Source organism: Actinomadura hibisca NBRC 15177 (assembly GCF_001552635.1).
Classification (GTDB): Bacteria; Actinomycetota; Actinomycetes; order Streptosporangiales; family Streptosporangiaceae; genus Spirillospora; species Spirillospora hibisca.
Window position 1 is genome coordinate 45,067 of the sequence record NZ_BCRO01000032.1, and the last position, 20,159, is coordinate 65,225.

General features: G+C 74.8%; 10 protein-coding genes. 3 read left to right on the forward strand and 7 right to left on the reverse strand.

Going from position 1 to position 20,159, the window contains the following annotated elements; genetic code table 11:
- Window positions 1-98: 98 nt before the first annotated feature.
- Genes AH6_RS16650 through AH6_RS16670 form a run of 5 tightly spaced genes read right to left on the reverse strand, consistent with a single transcriptional unit; the run spans window position 99 to window position 15,576 of the window.
- On the reverse strand, window positions 99-3,410 hold the full coding sequence (locus tag AH6_RS16650; RefSeq protein ID WP_067480521.1) for a DUF4132 domain-containing protein: 3,312 nt from the start codon (window positions 3,408-3,410) through the stop codon (window positions 99-101).
- Between the two features lie 55 nt (window positions 3,411-3,465).
- On the reverse strand, window positions 3,466-6,735 hold the full coding sequence (locus tag AH6_RS16655) for a DUF4132 domain-containing protein (RefSeq protein WP_067480524.1): 3,270 nt from the start codon (window positions 6,733-6,735) through the stop codon (window positions 3,466-3,468).
- Complete coding sequence (locus AH6_RS16660; RefSeq protein ID WP_067480527.1) at window positions 6,732-8,951, reverse strand: DUF4132 domain-containing protein; 2,220 nt, start codon at window positions 8,949-8,951, stop codon at window positions 6,732-6,734. The genes AH6_RS16655 and AH6_RS16660 overlap by 4 nt, the downstream gene beginning before the upstream one ends.
- Window positions 8,948-12,214 (reverse strand): DUF4132 domain-containing protein, encoded by a 3,267-nt coding sequence (locus AH6_RS16665; protein ID WP_067480530.1) that lies wholly within the window; start codon window positions 12,212-12,214, stop codon window positions 8,948-8,950. Before AH6_RS16665 ends, AH6_RS16660 begins: the two co-directional genes overlap by 4 nt.
- Complete coding sequence (locus AH6_RS16670) at window positions 12,211-15,576, reverse strand: DUF4132 domain-containing protein (protein WP_067480533.1); 3,366 nt, start codon at window positions 15,574-15,576, stop codon at window positions 12,211-12,213. Before AH6_RS16670 ends, AH6_RS16665 begins: the two co-directional genes overlap by 4 nt.
- Window positions 15,577-15,672: 96 nt before the next feature.
- Here AH6_RS16670 and AH6_RS16675 point away from each other — a divergent pair, with 96 nt between their 5' ends.
- From AH6_RS16675 to AH6_RS16685, 3 genes are all read left to right on the forward strand, one after another.
- On the forward strand, window positions 15,673-16,716 hold the full coding sequence (locus tag AH6_RS16675) for an SDR family oxidoreductase (protein ID WP_067480536.1): 1,044 nt from the start codon (window positions 15,673-15,675) through the stop codon (window positions 16,714-16,716).
- Between the two features lie 352 nt (window positions 16,717-17,068).
- Window positions 17,069-18,217 carry a carboxylate-amine ligase gene (locus tag AH6_RS16680; RefSeq protein WP_245679340.1) on the forward strand — a complete coding sequence of 383 codons (1,149 nt, stop codon included), beginning with the start codon at window positions 17,069-17,071 and terminating at the stop codon, window positions 18,215-18,217.
- Complete coding sequence (locus tag AH6_RS16685) at window positions 18,214-19,275, forward strand: iron-containing redox enzyme family protein (RefSeq protein WP_067480540.1); 1,062 nt, start codon at window positions 18,214-18,216, stop codon at window positions 19,273-19,275. The genes AH6_RS16680 and AH6_RS16685 overlap by 4 nt, the downstream gene beginning before the upstream one ends.
- Here AH6_RS16685 and AH6_RS16690 read toward each other — a convergent pair.
- A complete protein-coding gene (locus AH6_RS16690) occupies window positions 19,272-19,517 on the reverse strand; it encodes a CDGSH iron-sulfur domain-containing protein (protein WP_067480543.1) in 246 nt (81 codons plus the stop codon). The genes AH6_RS16685 and AH6_RS16690 overlap by 4 nt on opposite strands.
- Window positions 19,489-20,154, reverse strand: a complete 666-nt coding sequence (locus AH6_RS16695; protein WP_157431523.1) for a HemK2/MTQ2 family protein methyltransferase — start codon at window positions 20,152-20,154, stop codon at window positions 19,489-19,491. The genes AH6_RS16690 and AH6_RS16695 overlap by 29 nt, the downstream gene beginning before the upstream one ends.
- Between the last annotated feature and the right edge of the window lie 5 nt (window positions 20,155-20,159).

Sequence of the window (20,159 nt, forward strand, 5' to 3'; positions counted from 1 at the left end):
GGCGTCGGCGAGGTCGGTCAGGGCTAGGACGGTGCGGCCGAGCACCGTGTCGATGCGGTCGCGTTCGACGGCCGGGGGCACCGGGGTGTCCTCGTCGCTCATGCCTTGTTCGCCGCCTTGTCCGCCAGGGCGGTGAGGTCGGCCAGCAGCTCGCTCGCGGTGACCGGGTCCAGCTCGGCGAAGGTGCGGCGCGTTTCGGTGCGGCCCCAGTAGTAGCCGGTGCGGTCGGTGATCCGGACGTCCTCGATCCTCTGGTCGCCGTACTCGGTGACCAGGCCGACGATGATGCCGGGGTTCAGATTGAGCACCAGGCACCGGCCGCCGGGCAGCGGCTTGGAGACCCACGGCTCGATCCCGGCGTCCTGCGGGACGGCGCGCTCCCAGCCGCGCCGCTCCAGGCCGAGGACGTCGCCGACCGGGACCGTGAGGTTCACGAAGCGTTCGAGGCGGCCGCTCGCACGCTCGGCGTCGGTGAGGGTGTGGACGGGGCGGCCGAGCTGCGGGAACGGTTGCAGGATCTCGTAGTCGGCGAACACCTCCGCCCACGCCTCGGCGCTCTCGCCCAGGTGGAGGGGGTGGGCGATGCCGATCCGCACGTCCTCGGGGAGGGCGAAGGCGTCGTCCTCCACGTCGGCGAACGTGCGGTCTTCGGCGATGCGGAACGGGGTCTCGTCCGCGAGCCAGACCAGGCGGCGCGCGACGTGCCACAGCAGCGGGTGGCGCACGAAGTAGGTCTCGAACTCGCCGGGCGTCCAGCGTCGGCCGCCGACCATGGCGGCCTCCAGCCGGGCGATCTGGGCGGCGGCCGAGGTGCGGACGTCCTTCTTCAACGCGGCGAAGCGCTGGTAGGCGGCCGGGGCGAGTTCGGCGTCGTCCTTGGCTCCGGGCTTGGGCAGCGCCTTGCGGAGCTTGCCGGTCTCGTCGAGGACGTACGGCTTGAGCTGTTCGTCGAAGCCGACGGTGAAGCGGCGCGGACCGTAGTCGAGGACCATGCCGCCGTCGGCGTCGAGGCCGAAGTCGGGGACCAGGCGGTCGGCGAGCTGGTCGGGGGTCAGCTCCAGCTTCTCCGCGATCTCCCCGATCTTCTCCTGGGCGCGGGACCGGAGGCCCTTGAACTTCACCTTCTGCGCGATGCCGTGCAGGTGCATCAGCGCCACGTCGGTGCCGATCGCGGCCAGCACGTCCAGGCCGACGACGGCCTTGGCGTGCCCGCCGTCGCCGGGCCAGGCCCGGATCATCCGGGTGAGGTCGCGCACCGCCGCGTCGTCGCCGAGCAGGCCGAGCTGGGTGAAGGCCCAGTTCTCCTTGCTGGGCGCGCCGTTGGCCTCCCACTCCCGGAACAGCGCCCAGCCGAACGCCGTGAGCGACGCCGGGTCGCACGCCTCCCGCACGATCTCGACGCCGGGGTAGACCTCGCCCGGCTTCGACAGCGCCAGCGTCATGACCAGGTGGCCGACCGCCTCGGGCGGCAGGGCCCGCTCGCGGCCGCGCAGCAGCACCTGCGGCAACATGGCGGGCGCGGCCCACTCCCCGACCTCGGGCAGCTTCTTGGGCAGGATGTCCAGGGGGTCGGCGGCCAGCAGCGCCGCGACCGCGTCGGCGGAGACGTCCCCGTACTCCTCGCGCGCCGCCGCCACGACCTCGTCGGCACCGGCGCGGGCGGCGACCAGGCGCAGGGCGGCCTCGGCGGCGGCGCGCGGCCTGGCCTTCTTGCCCAGCGCGTCGGGCACCAGCAGGGGGACGGCGGCGAGGCCGTGCCGCTCGAACCACGCGACGGCCGTCTTGCGGGCCGACTTCAGCCGGGCCAGCGCGTCGGCCATGACGGCGGCGGCCTCGGCGTTCAGGTAGGGCAGCAGCAGGACGCCGCAGGCCGCGGGGCTGGCCTTGGCACCGCTCAACGCCACGTGGTACGCGTCCTCCTCATAGCGGGCGACGAGGGCCTTCGCCCAGACGTTGTCGTCCGCGTCCCAGTACTCGTGGGGCCGCCATTCCCGGAGGACCGGACGCATCAGGTTCGCCGGCCCCTTGATCAGCAAGGCGGCGGTATAAGGAAGGGATTGGTGGCGGAAGGCCTGGAGCTGCCGGATCGCCCTCTTCCAGTCGGTACCGGGGCCGTGGTCGTCGCTCCAGCGCGACACGTCGCCGCTGCCCCACTGCTCCCGCTCTCCCGGGGCCCAGACCATGCGGCGGTCGGCGGGCGGGGTCAGGCCGGGCACGACGACGGGCTTGGCCGCCGTGCGCTCGCGCGTCCAGGGCGGGGAGACCAGCAGCGCGGGCAGGCCCTCCGGGGCCGCCTCGGGGACGGCCGGGCCGGTGTCGAGGACGGCGCGCACCTTGTCGGGCAGGCCGTCGAGCGACAGTTCGGGGGTGGCCCGCAGGACGGCGACCAGGATGGGGGTCACGCGCGGGTCGTCGGCGACGGGGCTCAGCAGCCGCACGGCCCGGTGCGGGAACCGGCGGGCCATCGTGAGGAGCGCGGGCCGGACGTGCTTGGCGTCGAGCCGGTCGATCAGCGCCTGGAACGCCTCGTCGCCGGGGACCAGGGTCAGCGCGTCCAGGACGCGGCGGTACGCGGTGGCGTCCAGGTAGGAGCGGTCGAGGGTGCGGAGCAGCAGCGGGAGCGCGTCCGCGCCGAGGCCGTCGAGCAGGTTGCCGAGGGTGGTGAGGTTGCATTCGCCCCAGTTCAGCTGGGAGTCGTTGAGCGCGGCGATGTGCTCGGCGGTGCTCAGGGAGGTCAGGAGCAGCGGGCGGGCGGTGTAGTAGCCGCCGCCCTGCAGGGAGGCCACGCACGCCTCGGTCACCCAGTCGTGTCGCGACGGGACCAGGTAGGCGGCCACCAGTTGCCGGATCCCCTTCCCGCGGTGCGCCTCCAGGCACTTCACGACCGCCGTGTGCTCGTGGTCGTCCACGGTCGCGAGCAGTTGCCGCATCCGCCGCAGGGCTCCGGCCGCCTCGACGTTGTCGTTCGCCTTGCTCTGGACGCGGGGTTCCCTGCCCTTGTCCCGGAGGCTGACGACGTGGACCGCCTCGACCAGCGCGCACACCGCGAACGGCAGGCCGTGCTCGGCGGCCCAGGCGTCCACGAACGTGTTCAGCTCGGCGGTCGGCAGCTCCGCCCTGTCCAGCACGGCCCGCGCGACGACCGCCGACACCACCGCCGCGCCCAGCGGGTCGGGCTCGCCCGCCAGGTGGCGCCGGGCGGCCTCGTCCAGCGTCGCGTCCGGCGACGACAGCGCGGCCAGCGCCGCCCCGGACGCCGCGATCAGGCTCTCGGCGCGTTCCCGCGCCTTCGCGTCGACACGGACGGCGGTCTCGGACGTCCCGCCGCGCCGGGGGTGCAGCTGGCGTCGCCACGACTCGGGCAGGACCAGGGCGTCTTCGTCGGCCCAGGTGGGGGGCTGGTCGGTCATGGGGATCAACTTAGGGGAGCCTTCCGACAAAAACGTTCTTGAACGGCGAAGTTCGTCAACCGGCCAAGGTGTCGAGTTCGGCGATGACCTCCGAGGCCAGGAGGGGGTCGAGCGCGCCGAGGCCGGCGTTCCCGGCGAGGGTCGCGGCTCCGAGCGTCTGGTCGGCCGCCGCGCCCGGCTCGATGCCGGGGTCCAGGCCGACGACCAGGCGGCGTCCACCGGGCAGGGGTCGGACGATCATGTCCTGCGCCCAGGAGCCGCCGCCCGACTTGCGTTCCCAGCCGAGGTGCTCCATGCCGAAGATCCTGCCGACGGGCACCGTGACGCCCGCGAAGCGTTCGATGCGGCCGGAGGCGCGCTCGGCGTCGGTGAGGGTGTGAACGGGGCGGGTGAGCTGTGGGAACGGTTGCAGGATCTCGTAGTCGGCGAACACCTCGGCCCACGCCTTCGTGCCCTCCCCCAGATCGATGGGGTGCGCGATGCGGATCCGGGCGTCTTCGGGGAGGGTGAACACTTCGTCCTGCGCGTCGGCGAACGTGCGGTCCTCCGCTATGCGGAACGGCTTCTCGTCCGCGAACCACACCAGGCGGCGCGCGATGTGCCACGCCAGCGGATGGTCCACGTGCAGGGCCTGGAACTCGGCGGACGTCCAATGGCGGCGCTCCACCATGGCCGCCTCCATGCGGCGGAGCCGGGCGGCGGCGGCCGTGCGCACGTCCTTCTTGAGCCCGGCGAAGCGCTGGTAGGCGGCCGTGGCGAGGGCTTCGTCGTCGCTGGCTCCGGGCTTGGGCAGCACCTTGCGAAGCTTGCCGGTGCCGTCCAGGACGTAGGGGTTGAGCCGTTCGTCGAAGCCGACGGTGAAGCGGCGCGGGCCGTAGTCGAGGACCAGGCTGCCGTCCGCGTCCAGGCCGAAGTCGGGCACCAGGCGGTCGGCGAGCTGGTCCGGGGTGAGGCCGAGGTTGTCGGCGACCTCCTGCGCCTTCTCCTGCGCGCGGTTCTTGAGGGCCTTGAACTTCACCTTCCGCGCGATGCCGTCCAGGTGCATCAGCGCGGTGTCCGAGCCGATGGCGGCCAGCACCTCCAGGGCGCTGACGGCCCGCTTGTGGCTGCCTTCGCCAGGCCAGGCGCGGATCTGCGGGGCGAGGACGCGCACCGTCTCGTCGTCGCCGGTCAGCGCGAGCTGGGTCAGCGCCCAGCCGTCCCTGGACGGTGCGTCGGCCTCCAGCCACCGGGCGAACAGGGCGCGCCCGAACGCGGCCAGCGACGCCGGGTCGCACAGCTCGCGCACCACTTCCAGTCCCGCGTACGGCTCCTCCGGCGGGGACATCGCCAGGATCGTGATCAGGTGCCGGGTGGCGTCCGCCGGGAGGGCGAGAGTCCGGTCGCGCAGCAGGACGTGGGGCAGCAGGACGGGATCGGCCCAGGCTCCGGGCTTGGGGACGCGGGCGGGGAGACGGTCGAGCGGGTCGCCCGACAGCAGCGTTTCGATCGTTCGCGCGGCCGCGTCGCCGTACTCGGCGGCTGCGGCGACGACGGCGTCAGGGCCCAGGGCGGCGGCCAGTCCCGTCAGTGCCGCTTCGGCGTTGCGGCGTTCCTGGCCGGGCGCGCCCAGGGCGTCGGGAACCAGGAGGCGGGCGGCGGCCGCGCCGTGCCTGCCGAACCAGCGCGTTGCGAGGGGCCGCTTCGACTTGAAGCGGGCCCGCCAGTCGGCCATCAGCCGGGCGACCTCGGGGGCGCGGAACGGCAGCAGCGCGTCGCCGCTCTGAGCCGGGCTCTGGTGCACGATCCGCAGCAGCAGGGGCAGGGCGGCGGTCTCGAAGCGGGCGGCGACGGCCGGAATCCAGCTCCCGGCCCACCACGCGCGGCCGGGGGTCCAGTCCGCCAGCAGCGGGCGGGCCAGGTCGGCGGGCGCGTGCGTCAGGACCTGCGCGCCCTGCCACCACCAGCTCGTCGGGGAGTCGAGGGCGCGGGCGGCCTCGGCCGCCCAGTCGGCGTCGGGGGTGGTGGGGGCGTCGCCGGAGGCCAGCCAGCGTGCCCGTTCGCCGTCCGCCCAGGCGGCTTCCGGTTCGGTGGGCGGGACGAGTCCTTCCAGCACGACGGGCTTGGCGGCCTTCCGCTTCCGCGTCCAGGGCGGGGACACCAGCAGATCGGGCAGGTCGGCGGGGGTGGCCTCCGGGCCTCGGGCCGAGGCGTCCAGGACCCTGCGGACGACGGCGCGCGCCTCGTCGGGCAGTTCGAGAAGCCGTGCGGAGACCAGGTCAGGGCAGGTCAGAGCGAGTTCGGTGAGGACGTTGGCGACGGCCGCACTCATGGGCGCGGCCGGCAGCAGCCGCAACGCCCGTTCGGGGTGGCGCTTGGCGGCGGTCAGCAGCACCGAGCGGACGTGCTTGTTGTCTGAGCGGTCCACCAACTGCGCGAACGCCTCGTCGGACGGCAGGGCGGCCAGCAGGTTGAGCGCGACCTTGCGCCCGGCGGCGTCCCAGGTGGAGTCCAGGGCCGTCGCCAGGTACGGGACGAGCGCTTCGCCGATCCCTTCGTAGGCCGAGGCCAGCAGGCCACCCTCAAGCTCGTAGTAGCCCAGGGGCGACCAGGCTGCGAGTGCGGCGGCCTGTTCGGCGGTGCCGACCGAGGCCCAGAGCAGCCACGTCGCCATGCCCTCCTTCGCGTACATGTCGAGCGGGGTGGCGCAGCACTCGTCCAGCCAGTCCCGCCGACCGGGGGTCAGGTAGGAGACCATGGCGCGGCGCAGCGGGGTCTCGCGCATCTCGGCGAGGCGTTCCTCCACCGCCCGGCGCTCCGGTTCGGCGGCGGCGGTCAGCAGCGTGCGGACGCGGCGCGGCGTCTCGCGCGCCTCCCACAGGCCGCCGAGCTGATGCTTGTGTTCTGGCCGCCGCAGGGTGCAGCGCCTGTCGTCGGGGTTGGAGCTCCAGGACTGGAACTCGGTGTCGACGCCGGTCAGCTCCACCAGCGTGCGGGCGGCGAACTCCAGGCCGTGCTCGGTGATCCAGGCGTCGCCCGATCTCAGCACGGCCTCGTGCAGTGTGGCGTCGCCGGTCCGGCCCAGGATCGTCGTCAGACCGGCCGCGCCGAGCGGGTCGGCGTCGCCCGCCAGGTGGGCGCGGACGGCGGCGGCCAGCTCGGGGTCGGTGAGGTCGTCGCCCAGGGCCGCTTCGATCGGCTCCCGTGACGCGGTGATCCAGTCGCGCAGGTCCGTCGCCGCCGAGGGGTCGGGCACGATCGGGGACGGGACGGCTCCGCCGGGGCGCGGGTGCAGGCCGCGCCGCCAGACGGCGGGAAGGGCCTCGACGGGGAACGCGGCGCTCATGGGGTCTCCCTGACGATTTCCGCGAGGTCGGCCAGCACCTCGGAGGCCGCAACCGGGTCCAGGTCGCCGAACACGCCGGGCACCACCATGACGTCCTCGATCCGCTGGTCACCGGCACCCTCGACGTAGCCGACCGGGATGCCGGGATCGAGCAGGACCGTGACCTCCCGGCCGCCGGGCAGCGCGCGGGAGATCGTCTCCTGGACACCGGCGTCCATCGGGGTGCCGCGCCGCCAGCCGCGCCGCTCCAGACCGAGGACGCGGCCGACCGGGACCGTCACGTCGGTGAAGCGGCCGAGGCTCCGGGCCTTCCGCTCTGCGTCGGTGAGGGCGTGGACGGGGCGGCCGAGCTGCGGGAACGGTTGCAGGATCTCGTAGTCGGCGAACACCTCCGCCCACGCCTTGACGGCCTCGCCCAGGTCGAGCGGGTGGGCGATGCCGATCTGCGCGTTCTCGGGGAGGGCGAAGGCGTCGTCCTCCACGTCCGCGAGGGTGCGGTCCTCGGCGACGCGGAACGGCGTCCCGTCGGCCAGCCACACCAGACGGCGCACGATGTGCCACAGCAGCGGGTGCCCGACGAGATGTTCGTGGAACTCGGCGGGCGTCCAGTGGCGGCGGTCCACCATCGCCGTCTCCAGGCGCCGGATCTGCTGCGCGGCGACGGTCCGGACGTCCTTCTTCAACTCCGCGAACCGTTTGTAGGCGTCGGTGGCGAGCGTCTGGTCGTCCTTGACGCCCGGTTTGGGGAGGGTCTTGCGGAGCTTGCCATCCTCGTCAGTGATGAGCGGCCTGAACTGTTCGTCGAAGCCCACGTGGAAGCGGCGCGGCCCGTAGTCCATGGTCAGGCCGCCCGACGCGTCCAGGCCGAGGCGGGGCACCAGGCGGTCGGCGAGCTGGTCGGGGGTGAGGCCGCGCCGTTCGGCGACCTCCGCCATCTTCTTCCCGGCCCGCTCCTGGAGCGCGGCGAACCGTACCTTCTGCGCGATGCCGTGCAGGTGCATCAGCGCCACGTCGGTGCCGATCGCCGCCAGCACGTCCAGCCCGGCGGCGGCCCTGGCGTGGCCGCCCTTGCCCGGCCAGGCACGGATGATCGGGGTGAGGCGGCGCACGGCGGCGTCGTCCCCGGTCACGCCGAGTTGGGCGAGCGCCCAGCTCTGGTCGGCCGGGGTGCCCGCCTCTTGCCAGCGCTCGAACAGCGCCCAGCCGAACGCGGCGAGCGAGCCGGGGTCGCAGGCGTCGCGGACGGCGCGCGTCTCGGGGCGTGCGCCGCCCGGCCCGGTCATGGCGAGCAGGGTGACCAGGTGCCGGATCGCGGCGGCGGGCAGTTCCCGGCCGCTCCCCCGCAGCCGCACCGGAGGCAGCAGCGCGGGGTCGGCCCAGGCGGGGACGGTCGGGATCGTGGCGGGCATCGCGTCGTCTGCGGCGAGCAGGTCCCCGACCGCCGTCGCCGCCGCGTCGTCGTACTCGCGCGCGATCTCCACGACCGTGTCGGGGCCGAGCCGTCCGGCCAGGTACCGCAGCGCGCTCTCGGCGTTGCGACGGGCCTTGCCCGCCCGGCCGAGCGCGTCGGGGACCAGCAGGCGGGCGGCGGCCGGGCCGTGCCGGTCGAGCCAGCGTTCCGCGTTCGCGCGCCCGGTCTTCAACCGCACCAGGTGGTCGGCCATCGTCCGGGCGACCTCGGGGCCGCGGAACGGCAGCAGGAACTCGCCGCACACGCTCGGGTTGCGCCCGGCCGAGCGCAGCAGCGCCGGGAGCACGGCCGTCTCGTACTTGGCCGCGACCGGGCGCAGGAAGCGGTCGGCGTCGGCGTGGTAGTAGCCGCGCCAGTCGGGCAGCAGGTCGCGGATCAGCTCTTCGGGGCCCTCGGTCATCAGGGTCGTGTCGCCGTACTGGAGGGTGCCCGCCTCGTAGTCGCGGACCAGGCGCTTCCAGTCCACGCGGGGGTCGCGCAGGAAACGGCCGCGCCGGACGGCCGCCCACTCCTCGCGCTCGCCGTCCGCCCAGGTCGCGGTGGTGTCGGCGGGCGGCGTCAGGTCGGTGCGGACGGCGGGCTTGGTGCGGGCGGGCGTGCGGGTCCAGGGCGGGGAGACCAGCACGTCGGGCACGTCTTCCGCGTCGGCGGCGGGCTTGGCCTTGGGGACCGGGACGCCGCCCCGGCGCGGGTGCAGGCGGCGACGCCACGCGGTCGGGAGGGCGAGGGTGTTCTCGTCGGTCACGGGGTCTCCGTCAGGGTGGTCAGGTCGAGCAGCAGTTCGGAGACGGCGGCCGGGGGCAGGTCGCCGAAGCGGCCGGGGCCGTGCAGGCGGAGGGTTCCGAGCGTCTGGTCGGGGTTGTTCTCCAGGTAGCCGAACTTGATGCCGGGCCCGAACGTGATCTCGACGCGCCCGCCGTCCACCTGGTGGCTCATCGCGTACTGGCGGCCGTCCCCGTCGGCGCTTCCGTCGTTCCAGCCGCGCCAGAGCAGGCGCAGCAGGTCGACGGCGGGCAGGCCCGCGCCCTCGAAGCGCGTGAGCCGGTCGCCCGCCCGCTCCTGCGCGGTGAGCAGGAAGGCGGGCCGGTCGAGCTGCGGGAACGGTTGCAGGATCTCGTAGTCCTCCAGCACCTTCGCCCACTCCGGCAGCGCGTCCCCGAGGTCGGCGGGGTGCGCGACCGCGATCCGCGCGGTGGCGGGGAGGGGCAGTTCGTCGTCCTCGACGTCGGCGTAGGAGCGGTCCTCGGCGAGGCGGAACGGCACGCCGTCGGCGAGCCAGACCAGCCGCCGCGCGAAGTGCCACATCAGCGGGTGCTCCACCAGGTAGGCGCGGAACTCCTCGACCGACCAGAGCCGACGCTCCGTCATCGACCGCTCCAGGCGTTGGCGCTGGTCGGCGGCGACGGCCCGCACGTCCTTCTTCAACCCGGCGAACAGGGCGTGGGCGGCGGGCGCGAGCACCGGGTCGTCCTTCGCGCCGGGCTTGGGCAGGGTGCGGCGCGGTTTGCCGTCCTCGGTCGTCACGAACGGCCGCAACTGCTCGTCGAAGCCGACGCGGAAGCGGCGCGGGCCGTAGTCGAGCGCCATGCCGCCCTCGGCGTCCAGGCCGAAGTCGGGGACGAGGCGGTCCTCCAGCTGGTCCTCCGAGAGCCCGAGCCCGGCCGCGATCTCCTCGATCTTCTCCTGCGCGCGGCCGCGCAGCCCGTGGAACTTCGCCCTGCGCGAGATCGCGTGCAGGTGCATCAGCGCCACGTCGGTGCCGATCCTGGCCAGCACCTCCGTCCCGGCGACGGCCCTGGCGTGCGCGGACCGGCCCGGCCACTCGCGGATCAGCGGGGCGAGGCGGCGCACGACGCGGTCGTCGCCGAGCGGGCCGAGCGCCGTCAGCGCCCACGATCCCTTGCTCGGGGCCCCGGCCGTCTCCCACTGGTGGAACAACGCCCACGCGAACTCGGTCAGCGAGCCCGGGTCGCACGCCTCGGCGACGATCGCGACGCCGGGGTAGGGCTCGTCGGGCCGCGACAGCGCCAGCATGGTCAGCAGGTGGCCGGTCTCCCGCTCGGGCAGCGCGCCCGTCCGGCCGCGCAGCACGACCTGCGGGAGCAGGCGCGGCTCGGCCCAGGCGGGGACGCGCGGCATGCGCGCCGGGAGCACGTCCAGGGGGTCGGTCGCCAGCAGCGTCGCGATCGCGGCGGCGGCCTGGTCGCCGTAGGGGCGCGCGCCCGCCACGACCGCCTCGTTCCCGTGCTTGGCCGCCAGCAGGCGCAGGGCCTCACCGGCGTTGCGCCGCCGCGCGCCGGGTTCCCCGACGGCGTCGGGCACCAGCATCGGGACCGTCGCGAGGCCGTGGCGGGTGAACCACTTGCGGGCCGTGCGGCGCGCCGACTTCAGCCGCACCAGCCAGCCGGCCATCAGCACCGCGATCTCGGCGCTGCGGAACGGCAGCAGGTAGTGGCCCTGGCTGCCGGGTCGCTCGCGGGCGAACGCCAGCACCAGCGGCAGCGTGTCCATCCCGAACCGTGCCACCACCGACCGCAGCCAGTCCCGGGCCGAGTAGACCGGATGCTCGACGTCGCTGGTGAGCAGCGGCCGGACCAGGTCCGCCGGGCCGTCCACCAGGACGGTCTCCCGCTCCCACAGGCTGAGCCGCCCCTCACGGTAACCGGCGACCAGCTCGGTCCATTCGACGTCGTCGGGCGGGTCGTAGACGGGACCCCGGGATTCGGTCCAGACGTCCCGCTCGCCCGGTGCCCAGACCAACTCCGTGCCGTCGGGCGGGGTCAGGCCCGCCACGACGATCGGCTCGGTCTTGACGCGACGCCGCGTCCACGGCGGTTCGACCAGCAGCGGCGGCAGCGCCTCCGGCGGGGCCTCGGGCACGCGCGTCCGCCGGGCCGGGAGCGTTTCGACGAACGTGCGCACGTTGTCGGGCAGCTCGTCCACGGGCAGGTCGGGGTGGTCGCGCAGGTGCGCGTCCAGCAGGTCGGCGGCGGTACCGGCGTGCTTGCCCGATCCGGCCGCCGTCGCCGCCAGCAGCCGCAGCGCTCGGGCGGGTGCGCGCCGCGCCGCCTCGATCAGGGCGGGGCGGGCCGGTTTGCGGCCGAGCCGGTCCAGCACCGCGCGGAACGCGTCGTCGGCGGGCAGCAGGGCCAGCGCCTGGAAGTGCTGGGCCTCCTCCTCGGCTCCCGGATGCCGGTCCAGAGCCTTGGTGAGGACGGGCAGGGCGGCGGGGCCGAGCCCTTCCAGCAGCGAGCCGAGCACGCTTCGCGGCCAGCCGTACCAGTCCGGCAGGGCCCTGTCGCCCAGAAGGGCGAGCTGTGCGGCCGACCCCAGCGAGCTGAGCAGCATCCAGCCGCACTCCTCCCAGGTCCCTTCGGCCAGCGGCGCGGCGCACGCGTCGTCCACCCAGTCCTGCCGGGACGGCACCAGATAGGCGGCGACCACCCGCTGGGCCGGGGTGGCGCGGTGCTCCGCGAGCCGGTCGACCGCCGCGCGGTACTCCTGCTCGGACGCGGCCGCCATCAGCACGCGCAACGGGCGCGCCACCTTCTCGCGCGCCCACCAGCTCCACAGCCGGTGGTCGTCGATGCCCGTCCTCCGCAGGCGGGCGTCGTCGCGTCCGCGCCTGTGCGGGCGGTGGCCCGGCCAGATGTCGTTCAGCTCCGCGTAGGCGCAGACGGCGAACGGCAGGCCGTGCTCGACGGTCCAGGCCTGCATCACCCGGGCCATCCGGCCGTCGAATCTGAGCGTCGCCGCGACGGCGGCGACCACGGCCGCGCCGACCGGGTCGGGCGTTCCCGCCAGGTGCGCGCGAGCGCGCTCGGACAGTTCCGGGTCGCCGTCGGGGAGCCGTTTCTCGACCTCGGGCATCGCCTTGGCGGTCAGCGCCGCCGCCGACTGGAGGACGTCGTGGCCGATCCGCACGCCGGGCACGGGCAGGCCGCCGCGCCGGGGGTGCAGTTCGGCCAGCCAGTCCTCGGGCAGGACCAGGGGGTTCTCGTCGCTCACGTGTTCTCCGTCAGGGTGGTCAGGTCGAGCAGCAGCTCGGAGGCCAGCACGGGGTCCAGGTCGCCGAACACCCCGACCGGGCGCACCTTGCCGTGGCGGCCGGGCGCGGCGGCCAGCCACACGTGCTCGACGCGCTGGTCGGGGTCCTGCTCGTCGAAGCCGGGGCTGATGCCGGGACCGAACTCCAGCACCAGGTAGTGATCGTGGGCGAGCCTGCGGGAGATCCAGCGCTCCCGGCCGTTGCCCTGCGCCTCGCCGCGCCGCCAGCCGCGCCGTTGCAGCCGCAGCAGCGTCCGCACCGGGACGGTCGCGCCCTCGAACCGCGCCAGGTCGTTCGCCTCGCGCTCCTTGTCGGGCAGCGGGAAGGCGGGGCGGGTGAGCTGCTCGAACGGCTGGAGGATCTCGTAGTCGGCGAACACCTCCGCCCATGCCGCCTGCGTCTCCCCCAGGTGCACGGGGTGGGCGACGCCGATCCGCGCGGTCTCCGGCACGGTGAGGACGCCGTCGTCGACGTCGGCGAACGTGCGGTCCTCGGCCAGGCGGAACGCGGTGCTCTTGCCGGTGCGCTCGTCGCCGTCCCAGGCGATCCACAGCAGCCGCCGCACCAGGTGCCACATCAGCGGGTGCGCGACGTACCGTTCGCGGAACTCGGCCACCGACCAGCGGCGCTGCGCCGCCATGGCCTGCTCCAGGCGTGCGCTCTGCTCGACCGCGACCGTTCGCACGCCCTTCTTCAGCTCGCCGAACGTCCGGTGGGCGGCGGAGGCCGCGTCCTGGTCGTCCTTGACGCCGGGTTTGGGGAGGGCGGCGCGGGGTTCGCCGTGCTCGGTCGTCACGAACGGCCGCAGTTGCTCGTCGAACGTCACGCGGAAGCGGCGCGGCCCGAAGTCGAGGAGCAGGCTGGCGCTGGAGTCGAGTCCGAAGTCGGGAATGAGGTGGTCGGCGAGCTGGTCGGGGGTCAGGCCGCGTCCGGCGGCGATCCGCTCCATTCTCTCGCGCGCCCGCGTTTGCAGGCCCTGGAAGCGCACCTTCTCCGCGATCTCGTTGAGGTGCCGCAGCGCCGTGTCGGTGCCGATGGCCGCCAGCGCCTCCACTCCGGCCGCGGCCTTGCGGTGGCCGCCCTCGCCCGGCCACGCGGACACGACCGGGACCAGCCGCCGCACGGTCTCGTCGTCGCCGGTCAGGCCGAGCTGGTCCAGCGCCCAGATCTCTTTGGCGGGCTCGCCCGCGTCGCGCCAGCGCTCGAAAAGCGTCCAGCCGAACGCGGTCAGCGACGCCGGGTCGCACGCCTCCCGGATCACGTGGACGCCCGCGTACACGTTCTCCAGGTCGGTCGCCGTCAGGACGGTCAGGACGTGCGCGGTCGCCGCGTCCGGCAGCGCGTGCGCGCGGTCGCGCAGCAGGATCTGCGGCAGCAGCGCCGGGGACGCCCACTCCGGCAGCCGCCGGGCCTTGCCGGGGAAGTCCTCCAGCGGGTCGGCCGCCAGCAGCGCTTCGATGGCGGCGGTGCCGTGCGGGCCGGCCGCCTCCGCCACGGCCTCGGCTCCGTGCCGGGTGGCGAGGAAGCGCAGCGCGCGCTCGGCGGCGTGCCGCTCGCCGCCGGGCTCGCCCAGCGCGGCGGGCACCAGCAGCGGGACGGCGGCGGTACCGTGCCGCTCGAACCAGGCGCGGGCCGACGGGCGCAACGACGGCAGGCGCGCCATCCAGTCGGCCATCAGGAGCGCGACCTCGGCGTCCAGGTAGGGCAGGAGGGTCGCGCCGAAGCCGTCCGGGCGGTCGCGGACGACGCGCAGCGCCAGCGGCAGCGCGTCGAGCCCGAACCTGGCCACCAGCCGCCGCGCCGGACGCGGCTCCCAGCGGTAGCGGGGCTTCCAGTCGGCCAGCAGCGGGCGCACCAGCGCGTCGGGCGCGAACGCCAGGGCGTTCTCGCCGCCGAAGCCGACCCGCTCGGCGGCCTGGAGCTGAGCGATCATCCTGGGCCAGTCGGCGTCGGCGAACTCGTCGACGATGGCCCATTGCCGGGCGTCGGACCACTCCTCGATGTTGTCGGGTCCGGCCCATTCCGCCTGCTCTCCTGGCGTCCAGGCCGTCCGCGCCTCGGGCGGTGTGAGGTTCGCGACCGTGACGGGTTCAGCGGCCTTGCGCTTGCGCTTCCACGGTGGGGCCAGCAGCAGCGGGGGCAGTGCTTCTGGCGGTGCTTCGGGAGTGCGGGGGTCGGTCTCGCGGGCCGATTCCACGGCGGTGCGGGCCTCCTGCGGCAGTTCCGGTTCGGCTGCCAGATCCGGGTGGGCCGCCAGGTGCAGCGTCAGCAGTTCGGCGGCGGAGCCGTCCGGGCGTGCCGCCGCCGTCTCGGCCAGCAGCCGCAGCGCCCGCCTGGGGAACCGCTTCATCGTCGTCAGCAGCGCGGGGCGGACGTGCTTGCCGCCGTCGCGTTCCAGCATCCCGAGGAACGCCTCGTCGGTCGGGATCACGCCGAGGGCGCGCAACACCGCCTTGCGGCCCGCGCCGAGGTCGATCGCGTCGTCCAGGTAGGCGAGCAGGGCCGGGGTGAGGGCCGTGCCGACGCCCTCCAGCAGGGTGGCCAGCACCTCCGGCCGTCCGGGGTAGATGATCACCCCCGGCTCGGGCCGGTCCCCCGGGCCCAGCGCGCAGCCGAGCATCCACCACAGGTTGGAGCGGCCGACGTGGGAGGTGCGGGGAGCGGCGTCCACCAGGTCGCGGCGGGTCGGCGCGAGGTAGGCGGCGACGAGCCGCTGGTAGCGGGTGCGGGACCGTGCGGCGAGCAGGTCGGCGATCCGCTCGTACTCCTCGTCCCCGGCCGCCGCCAGCCGGGCCCGCAGGCGGTGCGCCGGGGAGCCCACGTCGCTCGACAGCCCGAAATGCCCCCAATCCTCCCGAGGCTCGGTCAGCAGCAACTTCTCGTATCGCCCGCCGCCGCCCGGGATCGGCTGGAACTCCACCTGCACCTCGTCGGCCACCAGGAACGCGTGGACCGCGAACTCCAGACCGTGCTCGGCGATCCACAGGTCCACCAGCACCGGCGGCTCCCAGAGCGTGTCCCAACTGCTCCAGAGCCGCCCCTCCAGGAAGACCCGGGCTGCCGCCACCGCGCCTTCGGGGACGGGCTCGCCGCGCAGGTACGCGCGCGTCCGCTCGGCCAGCGCCGCGTCCGAGCGGGCCCGGCCGGCGACCTCCTCGATCTCGGGGACGGCCGCCGCGCGCCGCTCCCGCAACACCTCCAGCGCCGCCGCGTCGGACTCCGGCGCCGGCACCGGCTGCCCGCCCCGGCGGGGATGCAGTTTCCGGCGCCACGCGGGCGGCAGGACCAGGGCATCTTCCAGAGAAGGGTCCAAAACGGTCATGGCGCCTCACCGTACGGGAGAGGAAGGACAAACCCCGGCGTGATCAATGAAGTGACGGGTAGAGGCCGTTGTCCCGGACTTTCCAAGGAGCGGCACATGCGCATCAAGAACTCGGTCGTGGTCATCACCGGCGCGTCCAGCGGCATCGGCCGCGCCACCGCGCTGGCGTTCGCCCGCAAGGGCGCGCGCGTGGTGCTGGCGGCGCGCCGCAAGGACGCGCTGGAGGCCGTCGCGCTGGAGTGCGAGGCGGCGGGCGGCGAGGCGCTGGCCGTCCCCGCCGACACCGCCGACTACGCGGCGGTGGAGGAGGTCGCGCGGCAGGCGGCCGACCGGTTCGGCCGCATCGACGTGTGGGTCAACAACGCCGCCGTCGGGATGTTCGCGCCGTTCGAGCAGGCGCCGCTGGAGGACTTCCGGCGGGTGCTGGACGTCAACGTCATGGGCTACGTGCACGGCGCCCGCGTCGCGCTGCCGCACCTGCGCGAGCGGGGCCGGGGCGTGCTGGTGAACGTCTCCTCGCTCACCGCCGTCTCCCCGCAGCCCTACTCCACCGCCTACGTGATGTCCAAGGCCGCCACCACCGCGCTCGGCGCGAGCCTGCGCCAGCAGCTGCGGCTGACCGGCGACCACAAGAAGATCCACGTGTGCACGGTGCAGCCCGCCACCATCGACACCCCCTTCTTCGACCACGTGGCCAACTACACCGGCCGCAAGGTCCAGGCGATGCCGCCGGTGTACTCCCCCGAGCGGGTCGCCTCGGCGATCGTCGACCTGGTCAAGGACCCCGAGCCGGAGGTGACGGTCGGCCCGGCCGGGAAGGCGGTGCGCGCCCAGGCCAGGATGAGCGCCCAGACCCTGGAGAAGGTCATGGCCAAGCAGGTGGACAAGGCCCACCTGTCCCGCCAGGACCCGGCCCCGGCGATGTCGGGCAACCTCTACACCCCCGCCGCGGGCACCGGCCGGGTGCACGGCGGCCACCACGGCAAGCGCCGCACCGCCGTCCGCCGCCTGGCGCTGGTGGCCGCCGGGGGCGCGGCCGTCGCCGTGGCCGCCCGGCGCGGGGCGCTGCCGGTCCCGGACCTCGCCGGGCTCGGCGAGACCATCAACGAGAAGGGGCGTGCATGGACCAGGACGGCCTGACCTCCACCGGGGGCCACCTGGCGCTCCAGCCGGTCCACTGAGGGAAAGACATGCTCACTGCCCCGTTCAAGGCGGTCGCGCGGCTGCGGCACATGCTGATGCCCCGCACGTCCTACACGCAGGGCGCCTACACCACGCTGCTCCCCTGAGACGTGGGCGACCGCGACCGGGTGCTGGGCCTGCTGCCCACCACCCGGCGCAGCGTGCCCACCGACGACGAGGAGCTGAACGCCGAGGCCCCGTCCCGGCACTGACGTCCCCGGTACCACACGACCCCCAGGTCAGCGCGATGTACCGGCGCCGCTTCGGCGCGCCCCGCGCGGGAAAGGATCATGAGGGGGAGGGGATCGCGGTGACCGAGGGTGACGGAGTGACGGTCGGGGTGGAGGAGGAGTTCCTGCTGCTCGACCCGACGACCGGGCGGAGCGCGCCGCGCGCGGCCGAGGTGCTGGCGCGGGCGGGCACGCCGCGCGCGCCGGGCGCGAGCTTCCAGACCGAGCTGCTGGCCGGGCAGGTGGAGGCCGCCACCGGCGTGTGCGCCGACATGGGCGGGCTGCACCGCCAGCTCATGGACTGCCGGGAGCAGCTCGCGGCGGCGGCCCGCGACGAGGGCCTGCAACTGGTCGCCACCGGGACGCCCGTGCTGCCCGCGGACGCGCCGCCGCTCACGCCGGGCGAGCGGCCCGCGCGGATCTCCGGGCTGTACGCGGCGGCGATCTCCGGCTACGAGGTGTCCGGCTGCCACGTGCACGTCGGCGTCGCCGACCGGGACACCGCCGTGGCGGTGCTCGACCACCTGCGGCCCTGGATCCCCATGCTGCTGGCGCTGGCGGCGAACTCGCCGTTCGACCGGGGGCGCGACTCGGGGCACGTGAGCTGGCGGATGCTGGAGCAGGCCCGCTTCCCCTGCTCGGGCGTGCCGCCGTGGTTCGGGTCGGCGGTCGCCTACGACCGGGCGGTGGCCCGCCTGCTGGAGTGCGGGATCGTGGTGGACGAGGCGATGACGTTCTGGCTCGCCCGGCTGTCGCCGCACCTGCCGACCGTGGAGGTGCGGGCGGCCGACGCGATGATCACCGCGGACGAGGCCGTGCTCCAGGCCGCGCTGACCCGCGCCCTGGTCCGCGCCGCGCTGGCGGACCTGGACGCGGGCCGCACCGCGCCGCGCGTGCGCGACGAGGTCTGCGCGGCGGCGCTGTGGACGGCCGCGCGGTACGGGACGGCGGGCCCCGCCGTCGATCCGGTGGAGGAGCGGCGGGTCCCGGCGGCGGCCCGGCTGTCGGCGCTGCTGGAGCGGGTCCGGCCCGTCCTCGCCGCGACCGGCGACCTGGCGGAGGTCCGGGGCCTGCTGACGCGCGTCGCGCTGCACGGCACCGGCGCCGACCGCCAGCGCCGCGCCGCCGCGCGCGGCCCGCACGCCGTGGTCGAAATGCTGGCCCGGCAAGCATGGCCGTCGCCTGGGCGGGTACCCGGGGCACACGGCCGATTCCGGGAGAAAGCATGACAGCGAGCACGATCGCCCCCCTGGGCACCGACGCCCGGTCACCGCGCCTGCCCGCACCGCGCGGCCCCCTGTCGGAGGCGGTGGTGACGGCGTTCGCCCGCGCCCCGCTGGGGGAGGCCTCCTCCCCCATGATCACCGCGGCGCGGGAGGCGGGCCGCCGCGCGTCGATCGACGCGTTCGGCGAGGACCTCCAGCTCACCCTGTACCTGTGCTACGAGCTGCACTACCAGGGCTTCTCCGGCGTGGACCCCGCCTGGGAGTGGGACCCCGAACTGCTGCGGCTACGCGGCTCGATGGAGCGGCACTTCCTCCGCGCGCTGCGCGAGCGGACGCCCGGCGGCTCCGACGTCGGGGCCGCCGTCGACGGGCTGCTGACCGAGCCGGTGGACGCCTTCGGCGTCTCCCACCACCTGCGCGACGGCGGCGAGTTGTGGCAGATGCGCGAGTACGCGGCGCACCGGTCGATCTACCACCTCAAGGAGGCCGACCCGCAGGCGTGGGTGATCCCCCGGCTGCGGGGCCGCGCCAAGGCGGCGCTGGTGGCGGTGGAGTTCGACGAGTACGGCGGCGGCCGCGCCGAGGCGATGCACTCGCGGCTGTTCGCCGACATGCTGGAGGAGCTGGACCTCGACCCGCGCTACGGGCGCTACCTGGACCTGGTGCCCGCCCGGATGCTGGCGATCGTCAACATGATGTCGCTGTTCGGGCTGCACCGGGCGCTGCGCGGGGCGATGGTCGGGCACTTCGCCTCCGTCGAGATCACCTCGGCGCCGGGCTCGGCCCGGCTGGCGCGCGCCCTGGAGCGCCTGGGCGCGTCCCCGCGCGCCACCCGGTTCTACACCGAGCACATCGAGGCCGACGCGGTGCACGAACAGGTCCTGCGCCGCGACGTCATCGGCGCCCTGCTGGAACGCGAACCCGAACTGGCCGCCGACGTGGTACTGGGCATCCAGGCCACCGACCTGCTGGAAGACCGCCTCGGCGACCACCTGCTGCGCTGCTGGCAGGCGGGGCGCAGCTCACTGCTCCGCCCTCTCCCGGCCCTCCCCCGCTCCTAACCCTCGTCCTGACCCGGTTTCCGGTCCTTGGCCGGGGATCGGGTCTTGCGGCGGTGGCTGGTGTCGCAGAAGGGGTAGCGCTTGCTGCGGCGGCACGCGCACAGCGCCACCATGAAGCGGTCGCAGGTCACCGTCGAGCCGTCGGGCAGTTCCACCTCGACGGGGCCCTCCACCAGGACGGGGCCGCCCTGCTCCACCACCACGCGGCGGCGCTCACGACCGGGATTCGACGCGGTCGGCACGGATCACCACCAGTTCCTCGTCCCGCTGTCCGGGCTCGATCAGCCCCCGGGCCCGGAGTTCGGCCGCCCGGCCGCGCATCACCGGACCGAACGGCTCGTTGCGGCGGGCCACCACCGACGCCTTCAGCCCCTGGTCGCGCAGCGCCGACAACGTCGCCTCCACGCCGCTCAGCACCGAGTGCACCATCATCAACATCCCGCCCTCCGCCAGATGGCGCGGCGCGTGGGCGCAGATGCGGTCCAGCAGCGCGCGACCGTCGCCGCCGGCGTCCCACGCGCGGGCCTTGCCGTGGGCGGGCGGCGGGCCCGAGACCGCGGGCACGTAGGGCGGGTTGGAGAGGATCACGTCGAACCGCTCCCCCGCGAACGGGCCGAGCAGGTCGCCGCGCACGACCCGAACACGCAGCCCCCGCAAACGCGCGTTCAGGCGGGCCGCGTAGACGGCGCGCGCGGACACGTCCACGGCACTGACATGGCCCGCGCCGCCGCCCGCCGCGGACATGGCCACCGCACCCGTCCCGGTGCACACGTCGAGCACCCGGGCCCCCGGCGGCATCCCGGCTCGGTGCAGTTCCTCGGTCAGCAGGTGGGTGTCGCCCTGGGGCCGATAAACCCCCGGCGGTCTCAGAAACAACACGGAAC